The following is a 7,511-nucleotide window of genomic DNA, read 5'->3' as shown; positions in this document are numbered from 1 at the left end:
TGCCGGCTACATGCTGACCGGCCTTGCGGAAGAAACGCCGCTCGACGCAGCACGCCAGCAGTTCGAGACCAATTTCTGGGGCACTGTGAAGATGACCAATGCCATCTTGCCCGTGTTCCGCAAGCAGCGCTTCGGCAAGATCATCACGGTAAGCTCGATCGTCGCGCTTATCGGACCTCCGAACCTGTCCTTCTACGCAGCCTCCAAACATGCCGTCGAAGGCTACTTCAAGTCGCTGCGTTTCGAACTGGACGCCTTCAACATCAAAGTCAGCATGGTGGAACCGGTGTGGTTCAAGACCAATCTCGCCAGCAATGCCATCAAGGCTGCTGAAGGCACGATCGGCGACTACAACACCTATCGCAGAAAGGCCAATGCCGCGACGCAGAAGGGCATCGACGATGCCGAAGAGCCGGATGCGGTCGTCAAGAAGATTTCCGATCTGATTGACGCAAAGGATCCGAAGTTCAGCAACCCAGTCGGTAAAATGGTTGGCATGTTCCTCTTCCTGCAGAGCTATGCGCCGAAGATGTTCGAAGGCTCGATCCTGAAGAGCGTTTCAAAGGCGGCCTGACGCGGGTTCGCCATACCTCACCACTCACACGCCGACTTCACACGCCAGCCCTCCTTCGCGCCATCACAGCGAGACTTGGCCGGGTGGCGGCGGGTGGCCTGTTCAAAAGGAAAAGATCGATGGTTTACAGAACGCTCAATCCCTACACGGAAGAGACGGTTCGGGAATTCGCCGAACACACGGATGCTGAAGTCGAGGTGGCGCTTGCCAAAGCAGATTCTCTGTTCCACACGTCCTGGTCGAAAGGCGACCGCGGACCCCGCCTTGCGGTTCTGGCCCGCCTGGCCGAGCTGATCACGGCCAATCGCGACCTTCTGGCAAGTACGATGGCCGAAGAGATGGGCAAGCCGCTGTTTCAGGGGCAGATGGAAGCCGATCTCTGCGCTGGTATCGCGCTGTACTACGCGAACACCGCCGACGACATTCTGAAGCCGAAACCGGTCGCAAGCGATGTCGGCGAAGGTTGGGTCGAGCACCATCCTGTCGGTGTTCTTCTGGCGGTCGAGCCCTGGAATTTCCCGATCTATCAGCTGATCCGGGTTGTGGCCCCGGCCATCGCGGTCGGCAACCCTGTCATCTACAAGCATGCGAGCATTGTGCCACAGTGTGCGGCGCTGTTTGCCGATTTGGTCCGCCAGGCCGGAGCTCCCGAAGGTGCCGTCACCAATCTTTACATCTCGTCAGCAAAGGTGGCCGAACTGATTGGCGACGACCGTATTCAGGGTGTGGCGCTCACCGGATCCGAGGGTGCCGGCAGCAAGGTCGGCGCTCGCGCTGGCGAAATGCTCAAGAAATCAACGCTTGAGCTCGGCGGCAGCGACGTGTTCATTGTCCTCAACGACGCGGATCTTGCCAAGGCGGTCCAAGGCGGCATCTTCGCTCGTTTGGGCAATGCGGGCCAGATCTGCACCGGCGCAAAGCGCTTCATCGTCGAGCGCGGCATTGCCGAGGCCTTCACGCAGGCATTTGTCGGCGCAATGCAGGGGGCAGTCATGGGTGATCCGACGGACCCACAGACCTTGCTCGGTCCGCTTGCCTCGCGTGAGGGGCTTGAAGGTCTGAGTGGCCAGGTTGAACAAGCCGTCAGCCATGGTGCGACGGTGTTGACCGGCGGAAAGCGTGCCGACCGCAGCGGCTTCTTCTACGAACCCACTGTGTTGACTGACCTGACGTCCGAGAACCCGGCCTTTTACGAAGAGTTCTTTGGACCCGTCGCGATGCTGTTTGTGGCCGATGACGATGAAGCGATCGTTGCCCTCGCCAACGATTCAAATTTTGGGCTCGGTGGCACGATCTATGCCGGCGACATCACACGGGCCCGTGCGCTCGCGTCACGCATTGAGACCGGCATGGTCTTCATCAACACGCCCACTACCTCGCGCCCCGAATTGCCCTTCGGTGGGATCAAGCGCTCCGGCTATGGACGTGAACTCGGTGATGCCGGGATCATGGAATTCGTCAACCGCAAGCTGGTCATCGTGTCGAACGCATGACCAGCGAACGGGAGGCCGGATCGGGATCCCTTCCCCCACCCCCCGATCCGGCATCTCACCCGATCTGCACTCAACGCAGTCCCACTCCAGGAGAAAATTATGACCGAAGATGATTTCAACCCAGCCACAGACAGTATGCAATCGACAGGCGACGCCGCTCTGGCGGAATGGCATCGCATCATCACGGAACGGGATTGGGAGAGACTGCCCGACCTGCTGCGAGACGATGTTGCCTATCACAATCCGGCGCAGCTCGAACCGTATCGCGGGAAGGAAGCACTCGTCGGAATTTTGAAGCTCGTGTTCAGCATCTTCGAGGACTTCGAATATCATCGCCGCTTTACGGGTCAGGAAGGATATGTGCTCGAGTTCGGTGCGCGTGTCGGAGAGAGCCAGCTGTATGGCGTTGATCTCGTCCGTTTCGACGAAGCCGGAAAGATGGAGGACCTTGTTGTCATGCTGCGTCCGGCCGACGTGGTAACGAAGCTCGGCGAAGAAGTTGGACGGCGGATGGCGGCAAGCATCCCGGTTCAAGAATAATCGGGAAACGCGCAATCGGACAGGTACGGAGCAAGCCAGCCAATGACTCAAGACGCCATGATCGACGCTGATACCAACTTCGGGCCGGCGGGCAGCGGCAAACACTTCTGCAACTGCCGTCGCTCCGACAATCTTGATTTCTTCCTGGCCTGGCTGGCCAATCCCCTTCGAGTTGCCTCCATTATCCCCTCGAGCAACCAGCTTGCACGCGCCATTACCAAAGAAATATCCGGATCAACCGGGCTGGTACTGGAGCTTGGGCCGGGCACCGGCGTATTCACCCGCGCACTACTCGCGCGGGGTGTGGCGGAGCAGGATCTCATTCTGATCGAGAGCGGCGCAGAGTTCGTTGGCAGACTTCGCGACCAGTTTCCCAGTGCGCAGCTTTTCCAGAGGGACGCTTGTTCCCTGCGAACAATTCAGCTCTTCGGTGATAGAAAGGCAGGCGCTGTTATCAGCGGCCTGCCACTCCTGTCCATGTCGCCACGGAAGGTCGCTGCCATCTTGCGCGGCGCCTTCCATCATTTAAGCGTAGACGGTGCGTTCTACCAATTCACCTATGGCGCGCGCTGCCCCGTCCCGCGCAGGCTGTTGGACAGGCTTGGGTTGAGGGCCGTGCGGATCAGCACGACCTACGCCAATCTTCCACCAGCCAGCGTCTATCGGATCACGCGACGCAAGACGCTGCACTGAGCGGCCCCAGGCCTCGACGGCTTCAATCTTTGCAGTGTAGCTGCGGTTCCCGCGGGTGACGGCCTTTTCAGCTGTTTCAAGTGAGATCGTGAAGATCCTTGCCGAGAGGAGGTCCGATCGTGAATTCTGAAAACTCCACCTCCAGTCCCTTGCGCTCCGGGGTGCAGCACATAGGTCCGATCCGGAAAGACGAGGCCGTTGGAAAGGGACAAAGTCTCAGCAGGGGCCATCGGAGCCCATCGGCCGATGTCTGAAGCCGCAGGACGCCATCAACTACCGTCACACGCAAATAGACGTCAGAAGGATCGCCCTGATAGGGGACAGTCGCCCAGTCAGATTGTTGAACCGTCAGGACACTGCCGATGCAAGCTGCGCCATCTGAAAGCTCGATGCCGGCTTTGATCCAACGGCTTTCATCGATACGGACCATGATGCCGGCCTGATCGTAGAGGCTTTCGTAACGCGCCCTGATCCGCAGCGAAGACGTGAAGTCGCCCGCCCATTCCATTCCGAAGAAATGCCCGCTGTCGCGCGTGAAACCGTAGCATGTCTGACGCCAGAAATCGGTCTTTTCCTCTGTCGTTACGTGCAAGGTCTCTTCACGCAACGACCACTGACGAGGCTCATTGTGCCAGATGCCTTTGTCGAACATGGGCTCTCCCTCTTCTCTGAAATCAGACATAGCATTTCCGTAGTGATCGCGCCGAAAGCTCGGAGCCACCGTTGATGCTCAACGGGTTTTTTGCCACGCAAACAGCAGAACTGCCGCCGCCGATCCGATGACGATGAGGCCGCCGAGTGTCGCAAGAGCGGAAAAGGGCGATATGGTGCTGATGCCCGTCGCCAAGGCTGCGCCTCCCATTTGCACAAAACCCAGGAGCGCCGATGCAAGCCCGGCCTGCCGACCGAAGGGTTGCAGGGCAGCCGCTGTCATGACCGGGTTGGCAAGCCCGAACCCCGCCAGGAAGACGACGATGGCCGCAGCAAAGCTCCAGAATGACGGCGCATAGACCGACAGGAACAACAGGCAGCCGCCAAGCAGCGCAAGTGAAAGGCCTATGATAATGGTGAAGCGAACGCCAGTGCTGCGCGCCAGCCGGGGTGCGGCCATGCCGGCACCAAAGACCACGAACACCGTGGCTGCATAAAAAAGTCCAAGATGCACCGGCGCGAGCGCCAGGGTCCCGAGCACAATCGCTGGCGTAATACCGAAGAAGCCATAGAGTGCCCCGGCGATCAGCCCGATCGCGAGCGTTGGCTTCATAAATATCGGATTGCGCAGAAGGGCACCGTAACCGTCCGCTATAGCTGATACCGTGTGAACCGCCCGCTTGTCGCGCGGATGGGTTTCTCCAAGGCCTAGGAGATAGAAGACCAGCAGCAATGCACCGCTTGCCCCGACCATTATGAAGATGAGCCGCCATCCGAACAGGGCGTCCAGACCGCTTCCAAGCAGCGGCGAGAACCCCGGTGCAGCCGCCATGGCGATCATGATCAGAGACAGACTACGAGTAAGCCCCTCCCCTTCGAACAGATCCCGGGCGACGGCGCGCGCGAGAACCGAAGCGGCACATGCTCCGAGCGCCTGGATGATGCGACCGAGGATCAAGACGTCGAAGGAACTCGCCATCGCGCAGATCAGGCATCCGGCCACAAATACAAGCAGGCCTGCAACGATGAACGGCTTGCGCCCAAATCGGTCAGACATCGGTCCGACGAATAGCTGGCCGACAGCAAAGGCCACGAGAAAGCTCGACAAGGTGATGCCGAGTTCGCGCACGGAGACCTCGAAATCGCGCGCGAGCGAAGGGAAGGCAGGCAGAATGATCGTTGTGGACAGCGTGCCAAGGGCCGCGAGGGCTGCAAGCATGGGGAGAATGCGCCGACGGTCCGGTCGCAGTTGATCCATCGGGTCGAGCCCAGGTGTCGCCGAAGCATCAGGCATGATTGGGTCCTCGGCGAGCAGCCAGATGCGATGCAGCTGGAAGGTCGCCATAGCCAAGACAGCGGCTCCCTTTCGCATGAAGGGAGCCGCAAAGGTCAGGTGCGGTTACTTGCGGTAACGCGCAGCTGGCTGCGCATTGCTGAAGCCAAGCGCCAGAACCATGCGCGCCTGTTCGAAGGCCTCCCAGTCAGCAACATCCGGAACCGGGGGAATGGTGACAAGCTCCTTCCGGTCAAAGCCGATAAGTGCTGAATCGACAAGATCGTCGACCTCCATCACATCCGGCACCTTGCTGATATCGCCACCCATGCGATCGTAGATTTCGGTGCGGGTCGCAGCTGGAAGCACGGCTTGCACATAAACGCCTCTTGAGCCGACCTCGGCGTGAAGGCTCTGCGACAGCGTCAGAACGTATGACTTTGTCGCCGCATAGATGCCATGCGAATATTCCGGCAGAAGAGCCAGAACCGACGCGATGTTGATGATCGAGCCATGGCCGCGCTCAAGCATTCCAGGAAGCACGGCGGCAGTGAGCAGTGTAGGCACCAGCGAATTGAGACGAAGCAGGCTTTCCAGCGCGACCGGATCGGCGTTTGACAGACCGCCGCTTAAGCCGGCGCCTGCATTGTTGATCAGGATATCGACGGGAGGATCGGAGCGCAGGCGCTCAACCACTGTCTCCGTCTGAGCCGCATTGGTGAGGTCAGCGGTAATGACTTCAATGGTTACGCCGTGGGCGGAGCGAAGCTCGTTCGCCAAGGTATTCAGGCGGTCGGTCGCACGGGCGACCAGAACGAGATCATGGCCGCGGGCAGCGAGGCGGCGTGCGTAAACCGTACCGATGCCACTGGAGGCGCCGGTTATGAGGGCGATTGTCATTTTTCTTTCCTTGAGTTGTCCCGCGACGCAATCAGCGTCGCAATGCGGGCGAAGGCGCCTCGTAACACGAGGCACGATGTCTTGAATTTGTCAGTCGCGGGCCTTCAGGGTCAGCATCGGGTGATGCTCGTAATGGCCCACACCATTTGCCACGATTGGATCGCGCGCGGTGAAGGATGCGATGTCCTGGTCATCGGCGATCCGGTAAATCGAGACGCCATAGCCGCCTGCCGGGTCCATCACGGGACCGTGGGCAACTATAACGCCCTGTTCGAGCAGGTCGTCCATGAAGGCGCCGTGACCGGCCATCCATGCCTTCTCATCGGCGCTCATCGTCGCCAGGAAATCCTCACGCGGGGGGATAAACTTGCAGAGATAGAATTTCATCAGTGTCGCTCCGGCTTCACGTCGTGGGATCAACGGCCGCGATGAATTTCCGCTGGACCGTTGATGACCATTTAGTTACTATCAAATTCATATCTTGTCACTATGAAAATGATATCGACATGAAGAATCTGGAATCCCTCCCCTGCCTGATCGCCAGAAGTCTCGCACTCGTCGGCGATGCGTGGAGCATGTTGATCATGCGCGATGCCCATGCAGGCCTCACCCGCTTCGATGAGTTCCGGAAAAATCTCGGCATTGCACCGACGATGCTGACAAGCAGGCTTGCCTCCTTGACCGAAGAGGGACTCCTGGAGAAACGCCGCTACTCGGAGCGGCCGCCTCGCGACGAGTATCTGCTGACAGAGTCCGGCCGTGACTTGCTGCCCGTTCTGTTCGCTTTAGCTGCGTGGGGCGGAAAGCACCGAGGCGGCGGCGAATTTACCAGGTTTTTCGATGTTGAAGCAGGAACTGAAATCGATCCTCTTACAATAGACAGTACCACCGGCGCGGAGATTGGAACTCGGCCTATCCGGATCGTCCCGCCGGACTTCAGTTAACTGAGGGGCAGGAACTGGATTTAGAAATCCAGAAAAATCACGCCTCCCTTTCGGTCTTGATGAGAATCGCGCGCTTGACGCCGCAAAATATCCGGGCATGCGTTGCGATCAACCATCTTGACGATCCGCCGCCAACCTTGTTCATTTGGGGAATGTTTAAAGCCCCAAACGCTGTGCAGATCAGGGTTTCTATCGACGAGATCCAGCCAGACGTCTGGCGCCGTCTGGTCCTGCCAGTCCATTGGAACCTGGAGCAACTGCATCTCGGAATTCAGGCAGCATTCAACTGGTGGAACTATCATCTCTATGAGTTCCTGATCGGTGGTCTGCGGTATGGGGAGGTGGCGATCCTGACGGAGGGTGCGACCGATGACGATCCTCGGGTCTTCGACCAGACGGAGGTTCGCTTGTTGGACTTCAAGCAAGATGCGGTCTTCAGGGAG

The 7,511-nt window shown here is 59.0% G+C and carries 10 protein-coding genes; 6 read left to right on the top strand and 4 right to left on the bottom strand.

What is annotated here, in order from left to right; translation table 11 throughout:
* The 4 genes from PDO_RS06540 to PDO_RS06525 all read left to right on the top strand — a co-directional run.
* Positions 1–574 (top strand): SDR family NAD(P)-dependent oxidoreductase (locus PDO_RS06540; RefSeq protein WP_007599490.1); only part of this gene is annotated, 574 nt, incomplete at its 5' end.
* A gap of 119 nt (positions 575–693) precedes the next feature.
* Positions 694–2,067, top strand: a complete 1,374-nt coding sequence (locus PDO_RS06535; RefSeq protein WP_007599489.1) for an NAD-dependent succinate-semialdehyde dehydrogenase — start codon at positions 694–696, stop codon at positions 2,065–2,067.
* A 99-nt stretch (positions 2,068–2,166) separates the two neighbouring features.
* A complete protein-coding gene (locus PDO_RS06530; protein ID WP_007599487.1) occupies positions 2,167–2,607 on the top strand; it encodes a nuclear transport factor 2 family protein in 441 nt (146 codons plus the stop codon).
* Positions 2,608–2,649: 42 nt separating this feature from the next.
* Complete coding sequence (locus PDO_RS06525) at positions 2,650–3,300, top strand: class I SAM-dependent methyltransferase (protein WP_007599486.1); 651 nt, start codon at positions 2,650–2,652, stop codon at positions 3,298–3,300.
* Between the two features lie 76 nt (positions 3,301–3,376).
* Here the strand turns inward: PDO_RS06525 and PDO_RS06520 are convergent, their stop codons facing one another.
* The 4 genes from PDO_RS06520 to PDO_RS06505 all read right to left on the bottom strand — a co-directional run bounded on the left by PDO_RS06520 (position 3,377) and on the right by PDO_RS06505 (position 6,511).
* Complete coding sequence (locus tag PDO_RS06520; RefSeq protein WP_007599484.1) at positions 3,377–3,952, bottom strand: DUF1349 domain-containing protein; 576 nt, start codon at positions 3,950–3,952, stop codon at positions 3,377–3,379.
* A 78-nt stretch (positions 3,953–4,030) separates the two neighbouring features.
* Complete coding sequence (locus PDO_RS06515; protein ID WP_244426366.1) at positions 4,031–5,296, bottom strand: multidrug effflux MFS transporter; 1,266 nt, start codon at positions 5,294–5,296, stop codon at positions 4,031–4,033.
* A gap of 54 nt (positions 5,297–5,350) precedes the next feature.
* On the bottom strand, positions 5,351–6,124 hold the full coding sequence (locus tag PDO_RS06510; protein ID WP_007599482.1) for an SDR family NAD(P)-dependent oxidoreductase: 774 nt from the start codon (positions 6,122–6,124) through the stop codon (positions 5,351–5,353).
* 90 nt (positions 6,125–6,214) lie between these two features.
* Entirely contained in the window at positions 6,215–6,511 is a 297-nt protein-coding gene (locus PDO_RS06505; RefSeq protein ID WP_007599481.1) for a YciI family protein, read from the bottom strand.
* 119 nt (positions 6,512–6,630) lie between these two features.
* Between PDO_RS06505 and PDO_RS06500 the strand changes: the two genes are divergently transcribed.
* Positions 6,631–7,068 carry a winged helix-turn-helix transcriptional regulator gene (locus PDO_RS06500; RefSeq protein WP_037072821.1) on the top strand — a complete coding sequence of 146 codons (438 nt, stop codon included), beginning with the start codon at positions 6,631–6,633 and terminating at the stop codon, positions 7,066–7,068.
* A 152-nt stretch (positions 7,069–7,220) separates the two neighbouring features.
* On the top strand, positions 7,221–7,511 hold a 291-nt coding region (locus tag PDO_RS06495), incomplete at its 3' end, for a plasmid pRiA4b ORF-3 family protein (RefSeq protein ID WP_037072820.1).

It is taken from the genome of Rhizobium sp. PDO1-076, assembly GCF_000247475.1.
Lineage (GTDB): Bacteria > Pseudomonadota > Alphaproteobacteria > Rhizobiales > Rhizobiaceae > Allorhizobium.
Note: the sequence above shows the minus strand (reverse complement) of the source record. Positions and strands in the feature narration are given on the sequence as shown.